The following is a 25,691-nucleotide window of genomic DNA, read 5'->3' as shown; positions in this document are numbered from 1 at the left end:
CTCGGGGGATGAGGACGGGCCGCCGTACCGCCGCGTTGCCTGCTTTCAGGTCGGCTCGGCTCAGCTGCTCACCGTGAAGTGCAGGGTGTCCTTCAGGAACGGGATCTGGAGCCACGGGTTGGGCTGTGCCATCAGCGACAGCAGGACGATCGCCGTGCCCAGCACGGTGTAGGTCACGATGTCGGTGAAGCGCGAGCGCACGGCGAGCATGCCGACGCCGGGCAGCGTCCAGCGCAGCACCGCGCCGACCAGCAGTCCGGCGCCGATCAGGATCGTGCCGATCCGGAACACGTCGAGCGCGGTCACCAGCAGACCGAGCGCGACGATGCCCAGGACGACGATGATCGGCCACTGCCGGGCGGCCAGCGCGTCACCGGGCGCGGCCCGGCCGCCGCCCTCGGGGCGCGCGGTGTCCCGGGTGAACAGCGGGAAGCGGCGGGTGGTGCGGCGCGGCACACCGTCGGCGTCGGGCGCGCTGATCGGGTCCCGCACCTCGATGTCGTCGATGTCGTCGATACCGTCGGTCCCGTCGGCGACCTCGGCACCGCCGGCGACCTCGGCACCGCCGGCGACCTCGGCACCGTCGGTGACGTCGGTGGCCTCGGTTCCGTCGCCGCTCCCGGTCCCCTCGCCGTCCCTGGTCCCCTCGGCGCCCCTGGTCCCTTCGGCGCCCTTGGTTGCGTCAGGGCCCTTGGTCTCGTCGGGGCTCTTGGTCTCGTCGATGTTCCCGGCCTTGCCGGTGGTCTTGTCAGGCGACACTGCGCTCCGCCGCCTCCACCACGTTGACGAGCAGCTGGGCACGGGTCATCGGGCCGACACCGCCGGGGTTCGGGGAGATCCAGCCCGCCACCTCACGGACGTCCGGGTGGACATCGCCCACGATCTTCCCCTCCGCGTTGCGGGAGACGCCGACGTCCAGGACGGCCGCGCCCGGCTTGACGTCCTCGGCCCGGATCAGATGCGCGGAGCCGGCCGCCGCGACGATGACGTCCGCCCGCTTCAGGTGCGCCGAGAGGTCCCGGGTGCCGGTGTGGCACTGGGTCACCGTCGCGTTCTCGCTGCGCCGCGTCAGCAGCAGCGGCATCGAACGGCCGATGGTGACCCCGCGGCCGACGACCACGACCTCGGCGCCCTTGATCTCGACGCCGTACCGGCGCAGCAGCGTGAGCACGCCGTTGGGGGTGCAGGGCAGCGGGGCGGGCTCGTTGAGGACCAGCCGGCCGAGGTTCATCGGGTGCAGGCCGTCGGCGTCCTTGGCCGGGTCCATGAGTTCCAGGATCCGGTTCTCGTCGATGCCCTTGGGCAGCGGGAGCTGGACGATGTAGCCGGTGCAGGCGGGGTCGTCGTTCAGCTCACGGACGACCGCCTCGATCTCCTCCTGGGTGGCCGTGGCGGGCAGCTCGCGCTGGATGGAGGCGATGCCGACCTCGGCGCAGTCGCGGTGCTTGCCGGCGACGTACTTCTGACTGCCGGGGTCGGTGCCGACGAGGATCGTGCCGAGTCCGGGCGTCACGCCCTTCTCCCTCAGCGCCGCCACCCGGGCGGTCAGATCGGACTTGATCGCGGCTGCGGTGGCCTTGCCATCGAGAATCTGGGCGGTCATGGACCCATCCTCCCGGATGACCGCCCCCCGGTTCCAATCCGGATCAACCCGGGCGTCGGCGAAGCCTGCGCCGGCCACACCTCCCGGCGGCCGCCCGGTGCCGTTTCGGCCATGATCGGGAAGGTTGCACTTGCACAAAGCCTGCGGAATGCGGCTGGACAGGAGCACACCTGTCCAAGAACGATGGGTCTCCGCAGTATGCGGTCGGTGTTGGGGGGCAAACCGCTCATCTGAAGATGTTCCTCCGCGCACTCCGCGTCGTCCCCGCTTGTGCAACGGAGGAAAACCACCATGAGCTTCGGCCCGCCCAACGACCCCTACGGTCAGCCGCAGAACCCCCAGCAGGGCCAGCCCGGCTACGGCTACCCCCAGCAGGGCCAGCCCGGTTACGGCCAGCAGGCGCCGCAGGGCGTCCCCCCGCAGGGGTACGGCCAGCCCCAGCAGCCGGGTTACCCCCAGCAGCCCGGCTACCCGCAGCAGCCCGGTTATCCGCAGCAGGGTTACGGCTACCCGCAGCAGCCCGGCTACGGCGGTCAGCCGCCGTACGCGAACTGGGGCCAGCGCTTCCTGGGCACCCTGGTCGACATGCTCGTGTTCGCGGTGCCCTACGCCCTCGTCATCATCGGCAAGGACACCCCGGCGCTGCTGGCCATCGGCGCCGTCGCGCTCCTCGGCCTCGCGATCTGGCAGCTGATCCAGGAGGGCCGTACCGGTCAGACGGTCGGCAAGAAGGCGCTGGGCATACGCCTGGTGCGCGAGATCGACGGGCAGCCGCTCGGCGTCGGCATGGCGTTCGTCCGCCGCCTGGCCCACTTCCTGGACAGCCTGGCCTGCTACCTGGGCTGGCTGTGGCCGGCCTGGGACGCCAAGAAGCAGACGTTCGCCGACAAGGTGTGCAGCTCGATCGTGATCCGCACGAACTGACGCGAGCGAACCGACGCGAGCGAACCGACGCGAGCGAACCGACGCGAGCGAACCGACGCAGACGTGAACTGCCGCACGCGCTGAGCCGCGGATGAACGCACATCGGCCCCGGTCCCCTCACAGGAGAGGGACCGGGGCCGCTGCGTGGATCGGCGGATCAGTGGATCAGTCGATCAGCAGATCCGCAGATCCGCAGATCCGCGGGGATCGGCGGATCAGTGGAAGAAGTGGCGCGTCCCCGTGAAGTACATCGTCACACCGGCCTTCTTCGCCGCTTCGACAACCAGCTCGTCACGGACCGAACCACCGGGCTGCACCACGGCCTTGACGCCCGCCTCGACCAGGACCTCCAGCCCGTCCGGGAAGGGGAAGAACGCGTCGGAGGCGGCGTACGAGCCGCGCGCCCGCTCCTCACCGGCCCGCTCGACGGCCAGCTTCGCCGAGTCGACACGGTTGACCTGCCCCATGCCGACGCCGACCGAGGCGCCGTCCTTGGCGAGCAGGATGGCGTTGGACTTGACGGCCCGGCAGGCCCGCCAGGCGAAGGCCAGCTCGGCGAGCTCGGACGCGCCGAGCGCCTCGCCGGTCGCCAGGGTCCAGTTCGCCGGGTCGTCGCCGTCGGCCTGGAGCCGGTCGGTGACCTGGAGCAGAGCGCCGCCGCCGACGGGCTTGAGCTCGACGGCGCCCGCGGGACCCTGCGGCGCCCTGAGCACCCGGATGTTCTTCTTCTTGGTGAGGGCCTCGAGCGCCCCCTCCTCGTAGTCGGGCGCGACGATGACCTCGGTGAAGATCTCGGCGACCTGCTCCGCGAGCTCCTTGCTGACCGGGCGGTTGACGGCGATGACGCCGCCGAAGGCCGACAGCGGGTCACAGGCGTGCGCCTTGCGGTGCGCCTCGGCCACATCGGCGCCGAAGGCGATCCCGCACGGGTTGGCGTGCTTGATGATCGCGACGGCCGGCTCGGCGTGGTCGTACGCGGCACGGTGCGCGGCGTCCGTGTCCGTGTAGTTGTTGTACGACATCTCCTTGCCGTGCAGCTGCTCGGCCTCGGCGAGACCGCCACCGCTGCCGTCCACGTAGAGCGCGGCGGGCTGGTGCGGGTTCTCGCCGTAGCGCAGGGTGCTCTTGCGCTCCCAGGTGGCGCCGAGGAAGTCGGGGAACCGCGACTCGTCCACGGGCGCGTAGGAGGAGGCGAACCAGGAGGCGACCGCCACGTCGTAGGCGGCGGTGTGCTGGAAGGCCTCGGCGGCGAGCCGCTTGCGGGCGGCCAGGTCGAAGCCGCCGGACTGCACGGCCGAGAGGACGTCGGCGTACCGCGCCGGGCTGGTGACCACGGCCACCGACGGGTGGTTCTTCGCGGCGGCGCGCACCATGGACGGCCCGCCGATGTCGATCTGCTCCACGCACTCGTCCTCGGAGGCGCCCGAGGCGACGGTCTCCCGGAACGGGTAGAGGTTCACGACGACGAGGTCGAACGGCGCGACGCCCAGCTCGTCCAGCTGCCGGCGGTGGCTGTCGAGTCGCAGGTCGGCGAGGATGCCGGCGTGGACCTTGGGGTGCAGGGTCTTGACCCGGCCGTCCAGGCACTCGGGGAAGCCGGTGAGCTCCTCGACCTTGGTGACGGGGACGCCGGCGGCGGCGATACGGGAGGCGGTGGACCCGGTGGAGACGAGCTCGACGCCCCCCTCGTGCAGCCCGCGCGCGAGCTCTTCCAGACCGGTCTTGTCGTAGACGCTGACGAGCGCGCGACGGATGCCCCGCTTGCCGCTCTCTGCCGTGACAGTGCTGTCGGCGGTCACTGGATAACTACCTTTCGTCCCTCAATGCGATAGCCGTTGCGGGCGAGCCGCCCCACGACCTCGACGAGCAGCCTTCGCTCGACTTCCTTGATGCGCTCGTGCAGAGCGCTCTCGTCGTCCTCGTTACGGACCTCGACCACGCCCTGGGCGATGATCGGGCCGGTGTCGACGCCGTCGTCGACGAAGTGGACGGTGCAGCCGGTGACGCGGGCGCCGTACGCGAGCGCGTCCCGCACACCGTGGGCCCCGGGAAAGCTGGGCAGCAGGGCCGGGTGCGTGTTGACGAACCGCCCCCCGAACCGCGCCAGGAATTCCTTCCCCACGATCTTCATGAACCCGGCCGAGACGACGAGGTCCGGCTCGTGGGCGGCCACCGCCTCGGCGAGCGCGGCGTCCCACTCCTGCCGGCTCCCGAAGTCCTTGACCTTCCGCACGAAGGTGGGGATCCCGGCGCGCTCGGCCCGGGCGAGCCCCTCGACGCCCTCCCGGTCGGCTCCTACGGCCACGATCTCGGCGCCGTAGGCATCGACGCCGGCGGCCGCGATGGCGTCGAGGAGAGCCTGGAGGTTCGTACCGGATCCGGAGACCAGCACGACGAGGCGCTTGGCCACGGGCTTGGCGGCCACGATGGGGGCCCTTTCTCGGGGAAGCGTTTGCACGGCCGGTTTATACATTCGTACGAATGCTTCGCGCCCCGGGATACGGGGAAGTCTACGAAGCGGCCGACCGTCAGCAACGATACCGGCACACCGGACGGCCCCCACGGGACGGGGGCGTGGCCGGAAGGTAGCGTCTGGGGCGAGCGGGCTCGGGAACGCGGTGGCGATGCGGTGCGTTCTGCAAGTGACGGCCCAGCTAGGCAGTACCAGCTCAAAACCGTTCGATACCAGCCAAAGCCGATCACTTGCCGATCACTAGGGGAAGACGCCCACTTGATGCCGGACCGCAGTCTGCGACTCCTCACGCTCCCCCCGCAGTCACGGCAGGGAGGGGAGCGCGGCGCCGTGCTGCTGCGAGAGCGCCCAGCCTCTCCCCCCGACACCCCCTCGGGCGACAACACGCCCCCCGAGGACGACAACCCCTTCGCCCCGCCCCCCGAGGGCACCCCGGACCGGCCCTGGCAGCCCCGGCGCCCGGAGGGCGGCGCCCCCGAGGGCGGGCGCACCCCGTGGGGCGGCCAGTGGAGCGACCAGCAGCCCGGCCGCTCCCCCGGCGGCTTCGGCGAGCGCCCCGGCGGCACCCCCGAGGGCGGCGGCCCCGGCACCGACCCCGCCAAGCGCTGGGATCCCACCGACCCCGCCCAGCGCCACGCGCGCTACGCCCTGCTCTGCGGCATGTGGGCCTTCTTCTTCGCGCTCTTCGGCTGGCCGTACGTGGCCCTGCTGCTCGGCGCACTGTCCCTGAACTGGGGAATCAGCGCCCTGTGCGCCAAGCCCCGCACCCCCGACCCCGACGCCCCGCCCACCCCGGAGACCACCGGGCGCCCCCAGAAGACCGCCGCCGTCAGCGGCCTGGTCACCGCGTCCCTGGCCCTGGCCCTGGTCGCCGCGAGCTTCACCGCGCAGCTGGTCTACAGCGACTACTACACCTGCACGAAGGACGCCCTCACCAACGAGGCCCAGCAGTCCTGCGACGACCTGCTCCCCAAGGAACTGAAGAACATCCTGGGCGCCAACGCGTAATCCCAGCCCGTCCAGGGGTACTTCTTCCGGCCCGTCCGGGCGTGCTCGGATGAGGGGTCAAGTCAGATGAGGGGCAGGCCGGACGGGGGCCGGGGGCGCAGCCCCCAGGGACGGGAAGGGCAGGGGCGGCGGGGGCGAACCCCCCTCAGCGGTCACCGCCCCACCCCGCCCCCGCGGCCCCCGCGGCCCCGTCCGCATCATCGGCCCCCTCGGCCCCTTCGCCCTCCCCCGCCTCCCGCAACGCAGCCCACCGAACCTCCCGAGCCACATCCCCGTGCCACACCGGCTCCGCATGATCCACCGGGTCCCTGGGGTCCTGGGGGCCGATGGGGCTCAGGGGGTCGATGGGGCGGTCGATGGGTCGCAGGGGGCTGATGGGGCCGCCCAGGGAGTCGCTGGAACCCAGGGGGTCGATGGGCCGCAGCGAGCTGATGGGACCCAGGGGATCGATGGGCCCCAGGGGGCCGAAGAGGTCCGCCGACCCGGTCGGCTCGGTCGGCTCGGGCGCACCGGCCGGCACGGGCGGCACGGGCGGCACGGTCCACCCGGGCGCGACCGTCTCGCCGTGCGTCACAGCGCCGCCGTGCTCCACGGGCGAGAAGTCATACAGCTCGGACCCCACCACCGAACCGGAGGCAGAGCCGGAGGCAGAGGCAGCGGCTGCGTCACCCCCCGCCCCGGTCCCCCTCCCCCTGCACAGCCACTCGCGCCCCAGCAGAGCCACCGGCACTCCCACCCCCACGGTCCACAGCACCACCGCACCCCCCACCTGCCAACACACCGGCCCGAACCGGGCCAACGCGGAAACTCCCAGCGGGCCGCCGGCCAACCCCGCGAGCCCTCCCATCAGCACCCCGCACCACACCCCGGCCAGCACCACGCCCCCGGCGGTCCGCCCACGCGACCAGGCACCCCCGGCCCCGGCCGCCCGAGCCACGAACACCCCCACCGTCACTCCGGCGATCACCGGCACCACCACCGCCGCCCAGTTCCACGGCGTCCCGACCCCCGCCTCGGGCACCGCCGCGAGCAGCGGAAACGGCGGCAGCGACGGTGCCGGGTCGGAGGACAACGGCGCGACCACATGTCCGACGCCGAGGACGTACCCCGGCCCGAGGGCGTAAGCCGCCCCCCACACCGCCGCGTTCGGAACCAGCGCCACGCACAGCAACAGCACCGCGAACCGCCCCGACCAGCCCTCCGTCAGCTGGAGGAACGCCTCACGGGCCGCGCCCAGGTGCCACACCGAGGACACCGCGACCAGCGCCGCCCCGCCCCCGAAGAGCACGGCCGCCCCGGCCCCCGCCGCCCGCCCGGCGACCCCGAGCCGCTCCCGCCCGTCCCCGTCGAGCAGCAGCCGTCGCAGACCGGGGGGCAGCACCCGCAGAGCGCTGTCGACAGGCCCGCGGGGACGCCCGTGGGCCGACCACACACCCGCCCCGGCGGCCAGCGCGGCGACCGCCGGGACGCACACCCCCGTCCATGCCCACGAGGGCCGCAGCGCGCCGCCGGTGGCGGCGTAGCAGGCGGCGCCCGCCCCGACGGCGAGGTAGCCGAGCACGACGCCCGCCCACGCCGTACGGGCGCCCACGAGCACCGCGCCCTCGTCGTCACCGCCGCCCCCGTCCACCGCGTCCCGCGCGGCGCGGCGCACCAGCCACACCGGCAGCGCGAGCAGCAGCAGCGGGGTGACACCGACCGGCGCCGGGACCCCGGACAGCGTGTCGACGCGGACCAGTTCCGCGCCGTGGGCCAGCAGCCACAGCGCGGCGGCGACATGCAGTGCGCCGTCCGGCCCGCTGTCGGGGTACGGCGAGCTGATCCACAGCACCATCACGAGCACGGCGAACGAACCGAGCCCGAGGCCGGCCGCGAGCGCACCGCCCAGGAGGCCGGCGGCCAGCCCGGAGGATCGGTCACGCATCCGGCTGAGCAGGGGCGACAACGACAGTCGGCGAGCGGTCATCTGGGTCACGCCGGTCATGCTCCCAACGACACGCGCTTTCCCGTCGTAACAGGCGAAGTTACGTTGTGTCGCTCAATATACGTTTATGTACATTTTCGTGCGAAGGGTTCCCCTGTGACGCAGAGCCCTGCCCCACTCCCCCCTCCCCGGCAGCGCCGACACCTGCGCGAGGCGGCCTCGCTGACACAGGATCAGGTCGCCGAGCGGATGGGCGTCACCCGGGAGACGGTGCGCGCGTGGGAGTCCGGCCGCACGACACCGCGCGGCCGCAGGCGGGAGGCGTACGCGAAACTGCTGGCATCGCTGACCGAGGCGGACATGGTGACGAACCCCCAGGAGGCGGCGCCCCCACCCCAGGTGACGGAGCGCCCGAACAACGAGCCGAACCCCGGCCGAGCGGTTGCGGCACCCACCCCGCCCCCGACCACCCGCACCCCGGCCACGCCCGCCTTCACCCCCACCCCCGTCTCCGTCTCCGTCCCCGTCTCCGTCTCCGCTCACGGCCCGGTCGCGGCCTCCGCCCCTCGCCCGGTCCCGGAGGGGGGTCTGGCGACGGACCCTGAGGCGGGCCCCGCGACGGGCCCCGCCCCGCTGACGCCGGATCAGGCCTTCGACGCCCTGTACGCCTTCTGCGCCCCCGCCCTCGTACGGCAGGCGTATCTGCTCTGCGGCCGTCGGGAACTCGCGCGCGAATCGGTCGAGCGGGCGTTCCAACTGGCCTGGCAGCGCTGGCCCGAGGTGGCGGTGGACCGCGACCCGGCGGGCTGGGTGCGGGCGACGGCGTACGAGTACGCGCTCTCCCCCTGGCACCGCTTCCGCCCCCGTTACCGTCACCCGGAACCGCCCCCGGCCGACGCCTCCGACCGCGCGCTGCTGGACGTCCTGCTGACCCTCCCCGCGCCCTACCGCCGCACGCTCCTCCTCTACGACGGCATCGGCCTCGACCTCCCGGAGACGGCGGCGGAGACGGAGGCGAGCACCCCCGCGGCGGCGAACCGGCTGCTGAACGCCCGCGAGGCGGTCGCCGCGAGGCTGCCCGAGCTGGCTAGCCCCGCCGCACTGCACCGGCGGCTGGCCGAGGTGGCGTCCGCCGAACGGCTGCGCGCGGCCGAGCCGACCACCGTGCGGGTGGGCAGCGAACAGCGGGCCCGCTTCTGGACCAGGGCGGCGATCGCGTTCACCGTGGCGATCATCGGCGCGACGGCGTTGACCGTACGCACTGCCCCCACCCGGTACGAGCCCCCGGTACCCCCCGGCGAGACGGTGCAGGGCATCCCCCCGCGGTCGGCGCCCGGCACGCTCTCGGACGCGGAACTGAAGCTGCGGGCGAAGCTGCGGTCCGGGATCCTGCACGGCCCGCAACGGCTGATCCCCCTCGCCGAATGACCCGGCCCGGACCGGACCGGGCCCCCGCGGACGGGAAACGCCGGTGGGCCCGCCCCCACAAGGGGAGCGGGCCCACCGGTACTCGGCCTGGAACTCAGCCGGCCGCGAGGATCTCGCGGGCCAGCTTCGCCGTCTCGGTCGGCGTCTTGCCGACCTTGACGCCGGCGGCCTCGAGGGCCTCCTTCTTCGCCTGGGCGGTGCCGGAGGAACCGGAGACGATGGCGCCGGCGTGGCCCATGGTCTTGCCCTCGGGCGCGGTGAAGCCCGCGACGTAGCCGACGACCGGCTTCTTCACGTTGTCCTTGATGAAGGCCGCGGCCCGCTCCTCGGCGTCGCCGCCGATCTCACCGATCATGACGATCAGGTCGGTGTCGGGGTCGGCCTCGAACGCGGCGAGCGCGTCGATGTGCGTCGTACCGATGATCGGGTCGCCACCGATGCCGACGGCGGACGAGAAGCCGATGTCACGCAGCTCGTACATCATCTGGTAGGTCAGCGTGCCGGACTTCGAGACCAGACCGATGCGGCCCGGCTTCGTGATGTCGCCCGGGATGATGCCGGCGTTCGACTGGCCCGGGGTGATGAGACCGGGACAGTTCGGGCCGATGATCCGGGTCTTGTCGCCCTTGGACCCGGCGTACGCGTAGAACGCGGCCGAGTCGTGGACGGCGATGCCCTCGGTGATGACGACGGCCAGCGGAATCTCCGCGTCGATCGCCTCGACGACGGCGGCCTTCGCGAAGGCCGGCGGCACGAAGAGGACGGACACGTTGGCGCCCGTCTTCTCGATCGCCTCGGCGACCGTGCCGAAGACCGGGATCTCGGTACCGTCGATGTCGACGGACGTGCCCGCCTTGCGGGGGTTCACGCCACCGACGATGTTGGTGCCGTCCGCCAGCATGAGCTTGGTGTGCTTCATGCCCGTGGCACCGGTCATGCCCTGGACGATGACCTTGCTGTCCTTGTTCAGGAAGATAGCCATGGCTGTTCTGTCCCTCTTCCCTTACTTCGCAGCCGCGAGCTCGGCGGCCTTGTCGGCCGCGCCGTCCATGGTGTCCACGCGCTGGACCAGCGGGTGGTTGGCGTCGGAGAGGATCTTGCGACCCAGCTCGGCGTTGTTGCCGTCGAGGCGGACGACCAGCGGCTTGGTGACTTCCTCACCCTTGTCCGCGAGCAGCTGAAGCGCCTGGACGATGCCGTTGGCGACCTCGTCACAGGCGGTGATGCCACCGAAGACGTTGACGAAGACGGACTTGACGTCCGGGTCGCCGAGGATGATCTCCAGGCCGTTCGCCATGACGGCGGCGGAGGCGCCACCACCGATGTCGAGGAAGTTGGCGGGCTTGACCCCACCGTGCGCCTCACCGGCGTACGCGACGACGTCGAGGGTGCTCATGACGAGACCCGCGCCGTTGCCGATGATGCCGACCTCGCCGTCCAGCTTGACGTAGTTGAGGTTCTTCGCCTTCGCGGCGGCCTCGAGCGGGTTGGCCGACGCGTGGTCGACGAACTCCGCGTGTCCCGGCTGACGGAACTCTGCGTTCTCGTCCAGCGAGACCTTGCCGTCGAGGGCGATGACGTCGCCGGAGGCGACCTTCGCCAGCGGGTTGACCTCGACGAGGAGGGCGTCCTCCTCGATGAAGGTCTTCCACAGCGTCACGAGGACGTTGACGACCTTGTCGGCGACCTCGGCCGGGAAGTTCGCGGCCTCGACGATCTCACGGGCCTTCTCGGGGGTCACACCCTCGTTGGCGTCGATCGGCGTCTTGGCGACGGCCTCGGGGCGGGTCTCCGCCACCTCCTCGATCTCCATGCCGCCCTCGACGGACGCGATGGAGAGGAAGGTGCGGTTGGCACGGTCGAGGAGGAAGGAGACGTAGTACTCCTCCAGGATCTCCGGGGCCGTCTCGGCGATCATCACCTTGTGGACCGTGTGGCCCTTGATGTCCATGCCGAGGATGTCCGTCGCCCGGGCGACGGCCTCGTCCGGGGTGGCGGCGAGCTTCACGCCACCGGCCTTGCCACGCCCGCCGACCTTCACCTGGGCCTTGACGACGGACTTGCCACCGAGACGCTCGGTGGCTGCGCGGGCCGCCTCAGGCGTGTCGATGACTTCACCGGCCAGCACCGGTACATCGTGCTTGGCGAAGAGGTCCCTCGCCTGGTACTCGAACAGGTCCACGCGCTTCCGTCCCTATCAGTGATCTCGCGGTTCGTTGTCTGCGTGGGCGTGCCGCGAGGGCAACGTGACGTCCGCCGTCTGTCAGTCACAAGGGAGGCGCACACGGTGTCCGAGCGCGCGGCATGTCCGTCTCGCAGGTTATCGCTGCTTGCAGGAGGCCCCTAAATCGAGGGTCACACCTGAGCGGTGATACCTGTCACATGATGCCGGGATCACTGACACCCCGTGCCGGATGTGAGGACGCCGGGAGGGGAAGGGGAGGGGACAGGAAGGGGACGGGGACCGGGACGGGGAAGGGCCTCACCGGGTTGGGGTTGGCCCGGTGAGGCCCCTTGAGCAGCCCCTCAGGGGGCACAGGGCGATCGATCCTCACCCCAATGAGGATCACTCGGCCCCGTCCGTGAGGGTTCGGTCGGACAAACCGAAGGCTTTCGGCCGTCCGGGGGCCTGCCGCCTCACGGAGTCAACCGGTCAGACGCATGACGCGCTGCCGTAGTACGTGGTTTTCCCGCGCGATCCGCGCACAGCCCTCAATACCGGAAGGGTCGGCGGCCGGGAGAGGGGCGTGAGGGGTGTTCGTCGGGCGGCTGCCCCTAGCCGGGGAAGACCGGGACGTCCCGGTGACCGTCCCGTGCACCGGCCCTGTCGGAGCGCACGGCGCCGCCGGGTACCAGCCGCAGCGGCACCCTGTGACACGGTGTGACGGCATGCGTGTCGCCGTGCCGGGACGCGCCGCCGTCGAGCACCGATGCACCACCGCCCAGCACACCGTCACCGGCGCCGCCGGGCCCGCGGCGCACGGGCCCGGGAGCGGGGGCCCGCACGGGGGCGTGACCGGTCCGGGCGGACGCGACGCGGTGACCGACATCGGCCGAACGGCCGAGGCCGCCGGTCCTCACCGGACCGTACGACGCCCTGTTCGCACCCACGCCCGTGTCCACCACCGCCGCCGTCGCCGCCACGGTCGCCGTCGCCGCGTCGGCGGTCTTCTTCAGCTCACCGAGCCCGTGCTCCTCCCCCTGCCCGTCCACCGGCGACGGCGGGACCGCCACCGGCACCTCCACGACCGGCACCGAAACCGCCGGAAGGCCGGGGAGCGCGGGAAGGACAGGAAGGGCGGGAAGGGCAGGGAGGGCGGGAAGGGCGGGAAGGGCGGGAAGCCTCGGGAGGTCGGGAAGGGCGGGAAGGGCGGGAAGCCTCGGGAGGTCGGGGATCAGGGGGAGGTCCGGCAGTGCGGGGAGGTCGGAGACGACGGGGAGCTTGGCCAGGTCTGCAAGATCCGCGAGCCCGGGAAGGTCGGCAGAGGCCGGGAGGTCGGCAGGGGCGGAAGAGTTGGCAGGGGCGGGGAGGTCGGCAGAGGCCGGGAGGTCGGCGAGGGAGGGAAGGTCGGCAGGGGCCGGGAGCCTGGGAAGGCGGCCGGCCGATTCGTCACCGACCGCCGGAACCGACGTCAGGCCTTCGCCCTGATCAGTCACCCCGGCCGGTACGGACAGAGCCGGAGCGGAGAGAGCCGGCACGGGCAAGGCCGGCACGGGCAAGGCCGGCACGGGCAAGGCCGGTGCAGACAGAGCCGGTGCAGACAGAGCCGGTGCGGACAGGGCCGGTGCGGACAGGCCCTCCGCCGCGTGTGCCTGTTCCCCGCAGAGGAACCCGAGCGCGAACAACCCGCCCACCAGGAAAGCCAGTTGCACCACACGCCGGCCGGCCGCGCCGCGCAGGACGCGCAGGGACCGCAGAGCGGCACCGGGCAGGGCGGTGGGCCAGGTCAAGGGGGGAGGTTCCTCCCGTGCGGCGACGACGTGCCCCAGATCCTTGCATGTGCGCCCCGCGCCGCGTCAGGCGGTGTCCGGCACGGGCAGCGGACGCCTCTCGATCGCCGCCGCCATCACCTCCGGGAAGAGATCCGGCGTGCAGGCGAACGCCGGTGCGCCCAGCGCCGCGAGCCCCGCCGCGTGCTCCCGGTCGTAGGCGGGCGCCCCCTCGTCCGACAGCGCGAGCAGCGCGACGAACTGCACGCCGGACGCCTTCATCGCCGCGACGCGTCGGAGCATCTCGTCCCGTATGCCTCCCTCGTACAGGTCGCTGATGAGCACCACCACCGTCTCGGCGGGCCGGGTGATCTGCGCCTGGCAGTACGCGAGCGCCCGGTTGATGTCCGTGCCGCCGCCGAGCCGGGTGCCGAACAGGACGTCCACCGGGTCGTCGAGCAGGTCGGTGAGATCGGCGACCGCCGTGTCGAAGACGACGAGCCGGGTGCTGATCGACCGCATCGACGCCAGCACCGCCCCGAAGACCGACGCGTACACCACCGACGACGCCATCGATCCCGACTGGTCGATGCAGAGGATCACCTTCTTCTTCACGGACCGCGACGCCCGCCCGTACCCGACGAGCCGCTCCGGCACGACCGTCCCGTAATCGGGCAGGTAGTGCTTCAGGTTGACCGCGATCGTGCGGTTCCAGTCGATGTCGTGATGGCGCGGGCGGTGGACGCGCGTGCCGCGGTCGAGGGCGCCGGTGAGCGCGGCCCGGGTGCGGGTGGCCAGCCGCTTCTCCAGGTCCTCGACGACCTTGCGGACCACGGCCCGAGCCGTCTCCTTCGTCGTCTCCGGCATCGCCTTGTTCAGCGAGAGCAGCGTGCCGACGAGATGCACGTCGGCCTCCACCGCCTCCAGCATCTCCGGTTCCAGCAGCAGCGCGGACAGCCCGAGCCGGTCGATGGCGTCACGCTGCATGACCTGTACGACGGAGGAGGGGAAGTACGTGCGGATGTCCCCGAGCCAGCGGGCCACCGACGGCGCCGAAGCCCCGAGCCCCGCCGAGCGGTCCCGCCCCGTCCGGGCCCCGCTCTCCTTCCCGTAGAGCGCGGTGAGCGCCCCGTCCATCTCGGCGTCCCGGCCGGAGAGCCCGTGGCCGGTGCCGTCCGCCGCGTCGCCCCCGAGCACCAGCCGCCAGCGCCGCAGCCGCTCCTGTCCGGCCTCGGACGCTGTTGTGTCGGACGTCGCCGCCTCGGACGTCGTCATGTCCCCACCCCCGCATGCTCGTTGTCGTCGGCCGTGTCGGGATCCGGTCCCGATCCCGATCCCGGCCCCGGTCCCAGCCCCAGCAGCAGCCGCACCACCGGCAGGACGGCGTCCGCGCGTCCCTCGTCGAGCACGGCCGCGAACCCTGGGGCCCCGGAGCCCACGCCCGGCCCGCCGGCCCGTTCCCCCGGGCCGCGCCGGACCAGCTCGCCGAGCGTTCTGCGCACCCCCGGCTCGTACGCCGAGAACGTCCGCCGCAGCAACGGCAGTACGTCCGTGAACGCGTCCGCCGGCACCGTCGTGAGCCATCCGTCGACCAGACCCAGCAGCCGTTCGTCGTGCACGAGGAGCAGCCCTCCCCCGGAGCCGCCTCCGACGAAGCCCTCGATCCAGGCGGCCGCGTCCGGCGGCGGTGTCCCCGGTGACAGAGCGAGCCCCATGAGCCGCGCCGCCTCGTCCTGGCCAAGCTCCCCCTCGTCCAGGAGCAGCCGCACGGCCCGCCCCCGGATCACCCCCGGCACGCTGTCCCGCCCGGACAGCACCCGCAGCACGCTCCGCCAGCGCTCCCGCAGACCACCACGCCCCGGGCCGAGTCCACCACCATGCCCCGGACCGGGCTCACCACCGTGATCCGGGCCGGACTCACCGGCGAGATCCCGGTCGCCGCCCACCGGGGAGGCACCCGGCAGGCCCTCGCCCCCGTCCGCTTCCACGGACCCGACGCGTACCCCCTCCACCCCGGCCGCTCTCTCCGCGGCCTTCTCGGCCGCCGCCCCCGCCGGTGTGCCGACCGCTGTCCCGGCCGCCGTCCCCGCCGCCGTCCCGGCCACTGTCGAGGTCCGGCCCGGGGCCCTCGTCGTCTCCGTCTCCGTCTCCTCCAGCATTCCCACCGCCGCGTGCACCGCGTCCACGTGGCGCCGCATCTCGTCCGCCGCCTCCGCGTTCAGCGAGGCGCAGGCCGGGGGGAGGCCGACGAAGACCCGTTCGGCCAGGCCCGCGGCCACCTCCGCCAGCGCGCCGGTGTCGGTGCCGCGTACGTCGCCGTAGCGGAGCGAACGGACCAGCGCGGGGAGGGCCTGGGCGAGATGACCGACGTCGGTGTCGAGGGCCGCCCGGTCGGCGAGGACCCGCATCACCGTCGGAAGCGCGTCCGGCAACCCGGCCAGGAGGCAGTGCTCGGCGAGCCCGGTCACCTCGGCGAGGTCCCGCGCGGCGACGGCGTCCGCCTCCGCCTTGGCGGTCGCCGCGGCGAGCACGGTCGTCCCCCACACCCCGGCCTCGGCGGTCCGCACCGACAGCTCCGGCTCCCAGCGCAGCCGCCACGTCTCCCGGAACGTCCCCGTGCTGCCGGGCGAGGCGGCCGGCTCGCCCCACTCGATGCGCAGCAGCCGCAGCCGGTGCAGGAGCCTGCTGCGCCCGGCGTCGTTCTCCTTGCGCAGGTCGAGCGCCAACTCGCGTTCGTCCGCCTCGGGTTTGAGCCGCAACCGGCGCTGATGCCGGTCGAGGTCGCGCTGCAACGGCACCGCCGGCGCACCGGGCGGCACCTCGCCCAGGACGTCCCCGACCACCAGCCGGTCGCGCACCAGTGCCGACGGAACGTCCGAGCCCTCGCACAGCACCGCGCGCACGGCGTCGGTCGTCTCGCTCAGACCGGGCAGCGGCCGGCCGCGCAGCGCGGCGAGCGTCTCGGCCAGCCGGACCGCCTCGATGACATGCGCAGAGGACACGATCCGGTCCTCCGCGCGCAGCAGCACCGCCACCTTCGTCAGCCAGCGCTCGATCGGCCGGTCCGGCGCGCCGAACAGGTGGGCGTACCAGCCCGGCGAGTCGATACCCGCCCCGTACCCCCCGGCCCGGGCCAGCCTGCGGTGCGTCCACGGCACCCAGGTCAGGTCGGCCCTGACCTTGGGCAGCCCCTTGAGCAGCGCACGGTCGGCGGCGACGGCGACCTTCCGGCGCAGCGCGGGCACATGCCACGCCCCGCACACGACGGCCACCCCGTCCGCCCCGAACTCTTTCTGCGCGGCCCGTACCTGGATGCGCATGTACGCCTCCCGCACGAGGTCCCGGTGGTCGCCGTCCTCTCCCGCGTCGGTCGCGCACGCCTCCCTCAGCGCCCCCATGGCCTCCTCGATCGCGGCGAACGGCGCGAACGGATCCTTCGCTCCCGTCGACCGGTGCTCGACGACGTCCTCCCACCACCGCTCGGGGTCGTCGTACCCGGCGACCGCGGCGAGCCGCCCGAGAGGGTCCCCCCGCACCCCCTTCAGGGCGCCGGGCGCGTCCTCCCCGCGCGTGCCCCCGCTCTCGCCCTCGTTCCCGTCCCCGCTCTCACCCCCGCTCTCGTTCTGTCCTTCGGGGCCCGGACCCTCCTTCTCCCGGGCCAGGGTGTGCGTGGCCGGGAGGTCGATGAAGCGGGCGGGGACGTCGTGCTCCAGGGCCCAGCGGAGGGCGACCCACTCCGGGGAGAACTCGGCCAGCGGCCAGAAGACCGACCGGCCGGGTTCGTCGACGGCGTGGGCGAGCAGCGCGACCGGCGGCCGCATGTCCTCGTCGGCGGCGAGCGGGATCAGCGCGTCGGCCTCGGGCGGCCCCTCGACCAGTACGGTCCGGGGCCGGGCGGCGTCCAGCGCCGCCCGTACCGCCCGCGCCGACCCCGGCCCGTGGTGACGCACCCCGAGCAGCAACGGCCGCCCCGCCGCCGAGTCCTGGCCGCCGCCCTCCGCGAGGCTCGTCATCCCCTGCCCTCACCCCTGCGGGGCCACCTCGTGTCGTCGTCCACGGCCACCCTCCACGCTTCGCGGGCCCACGCCCGGATCTCCTCGTTCCCGTTGCTCGCGTCGCTCCCGTCTCTCCCGGTCACGCGGTCACCTCCCGGCAGGCCCGGTAGAAGTCCGTCCAGCCGGCCCGTTCACGGACGACGGCCTCCAGGTACTCCTGCCAGACGACCCGGTCGGCCGCCGGATCGCGGACGACGGCGCCGAGGATGCCCGCGGCCACGTCCCCCGCCCGCAGTACGCCGTCGCCGAAGTGCGCGGCCAGTGCGAGACCGCCGGTGACGACGGAGATGGCCTCGGCGGTGGACAGCGTGCCGCTCGGCGACTTCACCTTCGTACGGCCGTCGGAGGTGACGCCCGCGCGCAGTTCACGGAAGACCGTCACCACCCGGCGGATCTCGTCGATGCCGTCGGGAGCGGCCGGCAGGTCGAGGGAGCGGCCGATCTGGTCCACTCGCCGGGCGACGATGTCCACCTCGGCCTCGACGCTCTCGGGCAGCGGCAGCACCACCGTGTTGAAGCGGCGGCGCAGGGCGCTCGACAGCTCGTTGACCCCGCGGTCGCGGTCGTTGGCCGTGGCGATGAGACTGAACCCGCGGACCGCCTGCACCTCCTGCCCCAACTCCGGTATCGGCAGGGTCTTCTCCGACAGGATGGTGATGAGGCCGTCCTGCACGTCGGCCGGGATCCGGGTCAGCTCCTCCACCCGCACCGTCGCCCCCTCCGCCATGGCCCGCATGACGGGGCTGGGTACCAGCGCGTCCCGGCTCGGCCCGTGCGCGAGCAGCTGCGCGTAGTTCCAGCCGTAGCGGATCGCCTCCTCCGGTGTGCCCGCGGTGCCCTGCACCAGCAGCGTCGAGTCACCGCTGACCGCCGCCGCCAGGTGCTCGGAGACCCAGGTCTTGGCCGTGCCCGGGACGCCGAGCAGCAGCAGGGCGCGGTCGGTGGCGAGGGTGGACACGGCGACCTCGACGATGCGGCGCGGGCCCACGTACTTCGGCGAGATCGCCGTGCCGTCCGGGAGGACACCGCCGAGAAGATAGGTGGCGACGGCCCACGGCGACAGCTTCCAACGGGCCGGGCGCGGGCGGTCGTCCTGCGCGGCCAGCGCGGCGAGTTCGTCGGCGAAGGCGTCCTCGGCGTGCGGACGCAATGCTTCCGCCGGCTTGTTCCCACTCGGGTCCACGGGCGTTGGATCTGCCGTGGGATCTACGGACACGGACATGGCTGAGGCCCCCTCCAGCTCGGCCGGTTCGGCATCTGGTGTCCACCGTGCACCACGCCACTGACAATGCGATCCGACCTGCGGAAACGCCCCTCGGGCCACCTGCGGCGGGCGCCTCGCGGACGGCCGTCGGACGGTCGGCAGGCGCTCGCCGGACCGATTGTCAGTGGGGGGATCTACCTTCGAGACATGACTCAGCAGGGGGTGCGCTGGACGGCGGACCAGGTGCTGGCACTGGCGCCTGACTCCACGTCACGCAAAGCGGGAAGCAAACTCGGCACGGCCGCTCCGTGGTCGGGCACGGGCAGGTCGCGGGAGGGGGCGGTATGGGGGCTGTGCGCGGGCAGCGGCGGCACGCCGTACCGGACGGTCGTCGACACGGCGGACGGGACCGGTCCGGCGTACAAATGCAGCTGCCCGAGCCGCAAGTTCCCGTGCAAGCACGCGCTCGGGCTGCTGCTGCTCTGGTCGGGCGGCGAGGGGGAGATGCCGGCGGGGCGGGCGCCGGACTGGGCCGAGCAGTGGATCGCGGGACGCAGGCGCACCCGGGAGGAAGGGGTGGCGGGGCCGGCGGGTTCCGGGTCCGGCCCCGCCGATCCGGAGGGGGCGCGCCGCCGGGCGGAGCGGCGCGCCGAGCGGATCACCGCGGGCGCGACGGAGTTGGAGGAGCGGCTCGCCGATCTTCTGCGCTCGGGGCTGGCCACGGCCGAGCAGTCGGGGTACGCGCTGTGGGAGGAGACGGCGGCCCGCATGGTCGACGCGCAGGCACCCGGACTCGCGTCACGAGTACGGGAGTTGGGGGCGGTTCCCGGGTCCGGGCCGGACTGGCCGGCCCGGTTGCTGGAGGAGTGCGCGCTGCTCCATCTCCTCGACCAGGGCTGGCTGCACCGTGAGCGGCTGCCGGACGCCCTCGCGGCGACGGTCCACGCCCGCGTCGGCCTGCCGTCCTCGCCGACGGGTCCGCCGGTCCGCGACCACTGGCTGGTGCTCGCCCAGTACGACACGCCCGACCCGAAACTGACGACCCGCCGTATCTGGCTGTACGGCACCGTCTCGGGCCGCACGGCGCTCCTCCTCTCCTACGGCGCCGCGGGCCGCGCACCGGAGCTCACCCTGCCCGTCGGCCTCGCCCTGGACGCCGAACTGTCCGCACACCCGGGCTCGGGACGACAACGGGCCGCTCTCGGCGAGCAGTTCGCCCCGCCCGTCCTCACCGGGGCCCGTCCCCCGGGCATGACGACGACCGAGGCGACCGCCCGCTACGGCGACACCCTGCGCCACGACCCCTGGCAGGACGCCGTCCCGGTGACACTGGACGACGTCGTACCGACCCCGGACGGCGACTCCTGGCAACTGGCGGACGCCACCGGCGACACGGCGCTCCCGCTCACCCCCGCGGCGATCTCCCGCCCCGGCCTGTGGCGCCTGGTCGCCCTCTCGGGCGGCGCCCCCGTCAGCGTCTTCGGGGAGTGCGGCCACCGCGGCTTCACCCCGCTGACGGCCTGGCCGACGGGCGCGGGAGAGGCGGTGCGCCTGTGCTGAACACGCCCCCCGGGACAGCGACGACGCCCCCGACGGCCACCACCACGACGGCAACAGAAGGGAGTCCCATGAACGCCGGCCCGCCCCACTCACCGCCGCCCGCCCGGGAGGAGCTGGTCACCGCCGCCCTCCTCGGCACGGATCGCCGTACGCCCCCGGGCACGGCCCCCGGCCGGGCCGCGCCGGCCGCCCTGCTGGACGCGGCGGCCGCGGAGACCGTACGCCGACGGGCCGGTCTGCGCCCGGGCCGGGCGGCCCCCCGGCCGGCGCCGGCCGCCGAGGATCCCCGTCCGGCACTGCCCGTCGCGGCGGCCCGCCGGCTCGCCTTCCTGCTGGCCGACCGCCCCGGCACCGGCGCGGGCGGCCGCAGAGGCACCGCACCGGATCTCATGGAGCTGCTGCCCCAGTGGCTGACGGCGGTGAACGCCCGAGGATTCGCCGCACCCGCCGAGTCCCTTCCCGCGCTGCTCGACGCGGCACGCGGGCGTACGGACCTGCGCCCGGCGGCGCTGGAGTTCGCCGGACCGCGCGCCCTGTGGCTGGCCCGGCTCAACCCCGACTGGCGGTTCGCCCTGCGCGCGACCCCGGGCGGCGGCACCGCGCTGCCGGGCCCGGCCGAGACCGGACGCACCGAGGCACTCTGGCAGGAGGGCCTGTTCGCCGAGCGGGTCGCCCTGCTGGCCTCGATCCGGTTCCGCGACCCCGACGCGGCCCGCGAACTGCTGGCCGCGAGCTGGTCGACGGAACGGGCCGAGGACCGGCTGATGTTCCTCGACTCGCTGCGCACCGGCCTCGGCCCACGGGACGAGCCCTTCCTGGAACAGGCGCTCACGGACCGGAGCCGCAACGTACGGGCCACCGCCGCGGAGCTGCTCTCGGCGCTGCCGGGTTCGGCTCTCGCCGCACGGATGGCGGTCCGGGCCGGCGCGTGCGTGGCCGTCGACCACACCCTCGACACGCCGACGCTCCTCGTGGAGGCCCCGCACGAATGCGACGCGGGCATGGAACGCGACGGTGTGTCGGCCAAGGCGCCGCCCGGCCGGGGCGAGCGGTCCTGGTGGTTCGGCCAACTGGTGGAGGCGGCCCCGCTCACCACCTGGCGGGCGCGGCTGGGCGGCCGTACGCCGGAGCGGATCGTGGCGTTGCCGGTGGCCGACGACTGGCTGGGCGAACTGCACGCGGCGTGGTGCCGGGCCGCCGTACGGCAGCGAGACGCCGACTGGTCGCGGGCGCTGCTCGGGGTGCCGTCGGCGCCCGGCGCGGGCGGGCCGGGCGCGGTCTCCCTCGCCGAGCGGGCCAAGCTGCTGGGCACGCTTCCGGTCGCCGAACGGGCCGAGTGGGTCGCCGGTTTCATCGCGGCCCACGGCCTCTCGGAGGCCTTCCAGCTGCTCGGCGTATGCCCCGTGCCGTGGGCCACACCGCTCGGCCGTGCCGTCGTCGACGCCCTCAACATCGCACGGGACGCGGGCAGTTACCCCTGGAGCTTCAGCGGCGTCATGGGCCTGGCCGAACGCTGCCTCGACCCCGGGGAGGCAACCCGTCTCGACGCCCTGCTGGCCGTACCGGACGAACCGGAGGACGCCTCCCCGGGCGCCGGCGGCTACTGGGCGGAGGCATTCCAACGACTGGGCAGGACACTGCGCCTGCGCGCCGTGATGACACAGGAACTGGAAACACCGGGCAGCTGAACCCCGGCCCTCGACCGGCCCGCATGTCCGACCCGTCCGGCGATCGAGGACGAGGCCCCGTCAGGGCCGACCCGGGGGCCGGGGGCCGGGGGCCGGGGGGCCGGGGCGGGGGGCAGCGCCCCCAGGGAGGGCCCGCCCAGAGCCACCCGTCACAACAACCGCTCAGGCGCCGGCAGGCTGCCGCACGTTCGCCCGAACCCAGTCGACGATCGACGCGGTGGTCGCCCCCGGCGTGAAGATCTCCGCGACGCCCTTCTCCTTCAACGGCGCGATGTCCGCCTCCGGAATGATGCCCCCGCCGAACACCAGGATGTCCGCCGCGTCCCGTTCCTTCAGCAGCTCGATCACCGCGGCGAAGAGCGTGTTGTGGGCCCCGGACAGGATGGACAGACCGATCGCGTCGGCGTCCTCCTGGATCGCCGTGCCCACGATCTGCTCGGGCGTCTGGTGGAGCCCGGTGTAGATGACCTCCATACCGGCGTCGCGCAGCGCCCGCGCGATCACCTTGGCCCCGCGATCGTGGCCGTCGAGCCCCGGCTTGGCCACCACCACGCGGATCGGACCGGCTGCCACACCCATCACTGCCTCCATGAAGCGACTACGTCCATCCTCAACGGCACGGACACCCCGTGCCAGACCGCCCGAGGAAGTGAACGAACGTTATCGCCAGCATCCCGCAACCGGCAGTTTCGCGGTGTGGACCGAGGGGGAAATCACACGAAGGGACATTTTCACCGCGCACCGATCCCCCGCGCCACGGGGGATCGGTCGCACCGGGAGCCGCGAAGAGGTCGCCGTACCGTCACGCCACAGGCCGCTGGCGTGGCGGTACGGCGCATCGGCAGGCACGATGGGCACGTAGGACAGGTAAGGCACGACAGCGGGGAGCCTCGTCGCCAGACCGGCGGGTTCCTTGCACGTCATCGGTGTAACGGGTGTCACACAAGCCGTACACGCCCCGCACTCCAGGCCGTACCCGCCCCACTCCCTGCCGTGCCCGATCGACCTCCTCCAACGCGACTTCCACGAGGGCACACGGGGGACAGAGAAGTCCTCAGCGTGCCGACAGGAGGTCGGCCATGAAGGTCACCCGGGCACTTCAGCCCTTTCTTCCGCTGTGCCAGCGTCTGCTGCCGGACATGCGGACCCTGCCGGGCATCCTGAACCTCTCCAGCCTCCCGAGCCTGCCGAACCTCCCAGGACTCCCCGGACTTCCCGGCCTGCCGAGCCGACTGGCCGGGCTCTCCCTGACCCTCCTCAAGGCGACCGCCCTTGATCTGGCGATCCTGGCGGGCCACCTGCTCCTCTACCCCTCCGGCATCGCGCAGGAGCGCCGCGCCACGGCCCGCCCCGCGCTGCCCAGGGCGGGCGGCGCCGACGGCCCGGCACAGCTGCCGACCAAGGGCCCGCTCCCGGTCGTCCTGCTGCACGGGTTCATCGACAACCGTTCCGTGTTCGTCCTGCTGCGCCGCAGCCTCGCCCAGCACGGCAGGCATCGGGTGGAGTCGCTCAACTACTCCCCCCTGACCTGCGACATCCGGACGACCGCCGAGCTGCTCGGCCGGCACATAGAGGAGATCTGCGAGCGCACCGGCAGCTCGCAGGTCGACGTGGTCGGACACAGCCTGGGCGGCCTCATCGCCCGCTACTACGTGCAGCGGCTGGGCGGCGACGGCCGGGTCAGGACGCTGGTCACGCTGGGCACCCCGCACTCCGGCACCCGGGTGGCGCCGCTGGCGAACGCGCACCCGATCGTGCGCCAGATGCGCCCCGGATCCGAGCTGATCGAGGAACTCTCCCGGCCGGCGCCGGGCTGTCGTACCCACTTCGTCAGCTTCTGGAGCGACCTGGACCACCTCATGGACCCGCTGGAGACGGCCTGTGTCGACCATCCCGACCTGTTGGTGCAGAACGTCCGGGTGACCGGGATCGGCCACCTCGCCCTGCCTGTCCACCCGGCCGTCGCCACCGGCATACGGCAGGCCCTCGACACGGCGCGTACGGGGGCGTCCGCCGGCGCTCGGACCGGCAGCCGCACCGGCACCCGCACCGGGACGCAGACCGACGGCCTCACCGTGGCCTGACGACGACACCCCCGACCACACCCGACAACGCCTCTGCCGACGCCCCTCGGGGCCGTCCGACCGTCACCATTATCGAACGCCATTCGAACGTAGGGCCAAACCCGCGCCCGCCGTCCCCCGAAACACGGCCGAATGCCCCTTTCCCGCAGGCACGAAACCTGCAGAAGATTGTCGTGCCCGCGTACTGCCGGGTACAGTCGCCGCACTGCTCTGGCAGCCCCTGTTGTCGGCGAAAGAGAAGTTGGTGAACGACCGTCACCCGTCGGGGATCATGACCACCCCGACCCCGGCTTCCGACGCCGTTACAGCGCACTACGCGTCGTACGAGACCCAGGAAGCCCAGTACGACGGCTTCACCACGTACCACGGCTACGAGACCGGCGCCTACGACGCCGGAGCCCACGCCACCGGCCACTTCACGCCGGCCGACCCGCTCTTCGGCGAGTTTCCGGGCGGCGGCACGGCCTCCACCACCGGCACGTACGACAACACCCAGTGGGGCACCGGCGGCCACCAGGTCCCGGACACGGGCAGTCACCAGACCCTGAACTACGACGGGTACGCGGCCCAGCACCACGCCGCCCACGACACGGGCGCGTACGACGCCACCGCCTGGTCCACCGACCACCAGCAGCTGAACGCCGTCCCGCAGCAGGGCACGGCACCGGATGTCAGTGGGCAGTGGGACGCGAGCGCCTGGCTCCAGCCCGACCAGTCCGTGGCCCCCGCCGACCGGACCCAGCAGTGGGAATGGGGCACGCAGGCCTTCGACACCGGCGCGTACGACGCGACGCAGTGGAACTCCGACGGCGGCGAGGCCGTCCAGCAGGCTTCCGACGAGCACGAGCAGCAGGCGGCCGAGGTCCCGTTCGACCAGTTGGCCACCGCCACCTTCGAACAGGTCGGGCTCGACGAACACGCCCCGGCCGAGGGCGAGTTGCCCGACGACGCCCCGCTGCCCCTCCTGGACGACCAGGAAGAGGCGACTCCGGTCCCCGCGCCCGGCGGACGGGCGGCCGCCCGCAACGCGAACCGTTCCCGGCGCCGGATGCCCGCGAAGCGCTCCGCGCTGCTGACCGTGGCCGTGCCCTCGGCCTGTGTGATGGGGGTCGCCGGGATCGCCGCGGCCTCGGTCGGCACGCTGACCGGCGGCGACGAGACGAACACGACGGCGTCCGCCGCGGACGCGCAGCCGGTGAAACCGTCCGCCGCCAACAACAAGCTGGACGCCCAGCTCGAGACCCTCAGCGCCGAAGCCGACGACTTCGCCGACCGGGCCAGCCGGACGCAGGAACGTATCGACCTCAAGACGCAGCAGGAAGCCGAGAAGAAGAAGGCGGCGGCCGAGGCGGCCCGCAAGGAGCGGCTGCGCCCCAAGTACGCCCTCCCGGTCGCGCAGCACGGCCTCAGCGCCTACTTCGGCCAGGCCGGCGTCAACTGGATGTCCCAGCACACCGGCATCGACTTCCCCGTCTCCTACGGCACGACCGTGATGGCGGCGACCGACGGCACCGTACGGACGCAGTGGAACAGCGCCTACGGCAACATGATGATCGTGACGGCGAAGGACGGTACGGAGACCTGGTACTGCCACCTCTCCACCTACCGCGTCTCCTCCGGTACGACGGTCAAGGCCGGCGACCCGATCGCGTACTCCGGCAACTCCGGCAACTCCACCGGCCCGCACCTGCACTTCGAGGTCCGGCCCGCGGGAGGCTCCGCGATCGACCCGCTGCCGTGGCTGCGCAGCCACGACATCAACCCGACGTAAGCGCTCCTCGCGCTCTTCCCGCTTTCGCGCTCGCCCCGC

The 25,691-nt window shown here is 73.2% G+C and carries 19 protein-coding genes; 7 read left to right on the top strand and 12 right to left on the bottom strand.

Annotation, left to right across the window (positions count from 1 at the left end; genetic code table 11):
* Nucleotides 1-60 precede the first annotated feature (60 nt).
* Nucleotides 61-759 (bottom strand): DUF3017 domain-containing protein, encoded by a 699-nt coding sequence (locus tag ABT070_RS11420; protein ID WP_351757964.1) that lies wholly within the window; start codon nucleotides 757-759, stop codon nucleotides 61-63.
* Nucleotides 749-1,603 carry a bifunctional methylenetetrahydrofolate dehydrogenase/methenyltetrahydrofolate cyclohydrolase gene (locus tag ABT070_RS11415; protein WP_351757962.1) on the bottom strand — a complete coding sequence of 285 codons (855 nt, stop codon included), beginning with the start codon at nucleotides 1,601-1,603 and terminating at the stop codon, nucleotides 749-751. Before ABT070_RS11415 ends, ABT070_RS11420 begins: the two co-directional genes overlap by 11 nt.
* Nucleotides 1,604-1,894: 291 nt before the next feature.
* On the opposite strand from ABT070_RS11415, the gene ABT070_RS11410 reads away from it, so the two are divergent.
* Nucleotides 1,895-2,527: an RDD family protein gene (locus tag ABT070_RS11410; RefSeq protein WP_351757959.1), complete on the top strand. Its 633-nt coding sequence runs from the start codon at nucleotides 1,895-1,897 to the stop codon at nucleotides 2,525-2,527.
* Between the two features lie 215 nt (nucleotides 2,528-2,742).
* Here the strand turns inward: ABT070_RS11410 and purH are convergent, their stop codons facing one another.
* Together purH and purN are read right to left on the bottom strand one after the other, a co-directional pair.
* The gene (gene purH, locus ABT070_RS11405; RefSeq protein ID WP_351757957.1) at nucleotides 2,743-4,326 is read right to left on the bottom strand and encodes a bifunctional phosphoribosylaminoimidazolecarboxamide formyltransferase/IMP cyclohydrolase; all 1,584 of its coding nucleotides are present in this window, start codon (nucleotides 4,324-4,326) and stop codon (nucleotides 2,743-2,745) included.
* Complete coding sequence (gene purN, locus ABT070_RS11400; protein ID WP_351757954.1) at nucleotides 4,323-4,952, bottom strand: phosphoribosylglycinamide formyltransferase; 630 nt, start codon at nucleotides 4,950-4,952, stop codon at nucleotides 4,323-4,325. Before purN ends, purH begins: the two co-directional genes overlap by 4 nt.
* 309 nt (nucleotides 4,953-5,261) lie before the next feature.
* Here purN and ABT070_RS11395 point away from each other — a divergent pair, with 309 nt between their 5' ends.
* Nucleotides 5,262-6,008: a hypothetical protein gene (locus ABT070_RS11395; RefSeq protein ID WP_351757951.1), complete on the top strand. Its 747-nt coding sequence runs from the start codon at nucleotides 5,262-5,264 to the stop codon at nucleotides 6,006-6,008.
* Nucleotides 6,009-6,153: 145 nt separating this feature from the next.
* On the opposite strand, the gene ABT070_RS11390 is transcribed toward ABT070_RS11395, so the two are convergent.
* Complete coding sequence (locus tag ABT070_RS11390) at nucleotides 6,154-7,992, bottom strand: cell division protein PerM (protein ID WP_351757949.1); 1,839 nt, start codon at nucleotides 7,990-7,992, stop codon at nucleotides 6,154-6,156.
* Nucleotides 7,993-8,088: 96 nt separating this feature from the next.
* Between ABT070_RS11390 and ABT070_RS11385 the strand changes: the two genes are divergently transcribed.
* Nucleotides 8,089-9,360: a helix-turn-helix domain-containing protein gene (locus tag ABT070_RS11385; RefSeq protein WP_351757947.1), complete on the top strand. Its 1,272-nt coding sequence runs from the start codon at nucleotides 8,089-8,091 to the stop codon at nucleotides 9,358-9,360.
* A gap of 94 nt (nucleotides 9,361-9,454) precedes the next feature.
* Here ABT070_RS11385 and sucD read toward each other — a convergent pair whose 3' ends face one another.
* From sucD to ABT070_RS11355, 6 genes are all read right to left on the bottom strand, one after another.
* Nucleotides 9,455-10,342 carry a succinate--CoA ligase subunit alpha gene (gene sucD / locus ABT070_RS11380; RefSeq protein ID WP_351757945.1) on the bottom strand — a complete coding sequence of 296 codons (888 nt, stop codon included), beginning with the start codon at nucleotides 10,340-10,342 and terminating at the stop codon, nucleotides 9,455-9,457.
* A 21-nt stretch (nucleotides 10,343-10,363) separates the two neighbouring features.
* The gene (sucC, locus tag ABT070_RS11375; protein WP_351757942.1) at nucleotides 10,364-11,542 is read right to left on the bottom strand and encodes an ADP-forming succinate--CoA ligase subunit beta; all 1,179 of its coding nucleotides are present in this window, start codon (nucleotides 11,540-11,542) and stop codon (nucleotides 10,364-10,366) included.
* A gap of 593 nt (nucleotides 11,543-12,135) precedes the next feature.
* A complete protein-coding gene (locus ABT070_RS11370; protein ID WP_351757940.1) occupies nucleotides 12,136-12,594 on the bottom strand; it encodes a hypothetical protein in 459 nt (152 codons plus the stop codon).
* A gap of 783 nt (nucleotides 12,595-13,377) precedes the next feature.
* The gene (locus ABT070_RS11365; protein ID WP_351757938.1) at nucleotides 13,378-14,565 is read right to left on the bottom strand and encodes a VWA domain-containing protein; all 1,188 of its coding nucleotides are present in this window, start codon (nucleotides 14,563-14,565) and stop codon (nucleotides 13,378-13,380) included.
* Nucleotides 14,562-17,303, bottom strand: coding sequence for a DUF5682 family protein (locus ABT070_RS11360; protein WP_351757936.1), 2,742 nt, complete (start codon nucleotides 17,301-17,303; stop codon nucleotides 14,562-14,564). The genes ABT070_RS11365 and ABT070_RS11360 overlap by 4 nt, the downstream gene beginning before the upstream one ends.
* Nucleotides 17,304-17,424: 121 nt before the next feature.
* Complete coding sequence (locus ABT070_RS11355) at nucleotides 17,425-18,567, bottom strand: ATP-binding protein (protein ID WP_351757933.1); 1,143 nt, start codon at nucleotides 18,565-18,567, stop codon at nucleotides 17,425-17,427.
* Nucleotides 18,568-18,756: 189 nt separating this feature from the next.
* On the opposite strand from ABT070_RS11355, the gene ABT070_RS11350 reads away from it, so the two are divergent.
* Nucleotides 18,757-20,109, top strand: a complete 1,353-nt coding sequence (locus ABT070_RS11350; RefSeq protein ID WP_351757931.1) for an SWIM zinc finger family protein — start codon at nucleotides 18,757-18,759, stop codon at nucleotides 20,107-20,109.
* Nucleotides 20,110-20,177: 68 nt separating this feature from the next.
* Nucleotides 20,178-21,797 carry a DUF5691 domain-containing protein gene (locus ABT070_RS11345; RefSeq protein ID WP_351757928.1) on the top strand — a complete coding sequence of 540 codons (1,620 nt, stop codon included), beginning with the start codon at nucleotides 20,178-20,180 and terminating at the stop codon, nucleotides 21,795-21,797.
* Nucleotides 21,798-21,959: 162 nt separating this feature from the next.
* Here ABT070_RS11345 and icmB read toward each other — a convergent pair whose 3' ends face one another.
* A complete protein-coding gene (icmB, locus tag ABT070_RS11340; RefSeq protein WP_020132112.1) occupies nucleotides 21,960-22,376 on the bottom strand; it encodes a coenzyme B12-dependent isobutyryl CoA mutase small subunit in 417 nt (138 codons plus the stop codon).
* 500 nt (nucleotides 22,377-22,876) lie between these two features.
* Between icmB and ABT070_RS11335 the strand changes: the two genes are divergently transcribed.
* Entirely contained in the window at nucleotides 22,877-23,881 is a 1,005-nt protein-coding gene (locus ABT070_RS11335; protein ID WP_351757925.1) for a lipase family alpha/beta hydrolase, read from the top strand.
* 271 nt (nucleotides 23,882-24,152) lie between these two features.
* Entirely contained in the window at nucleotides 24,153-25,652 is a 1,500-nt protein-coding gene (locus tag ABT070_RS11330) for a M23 family metallopeptidase (RefSeq protein WP_451101019.1), read from the top strand.
* The last annotated feature ends 39 nt before the right edge of the window (nucleotides 25,653-25,691 follow it).

Source organism: Streptomyces sp. NPDC002884 (assembly GCF_040295245.1).
Lineage (GTDB): Bacteria > Actinomycetota > Actinomycetes > Streptomycetales > Streptomycetaceae > Streptomyces.
This window is presented reverse-complemented; position numbering and strand designations above follow the sequence as displayed.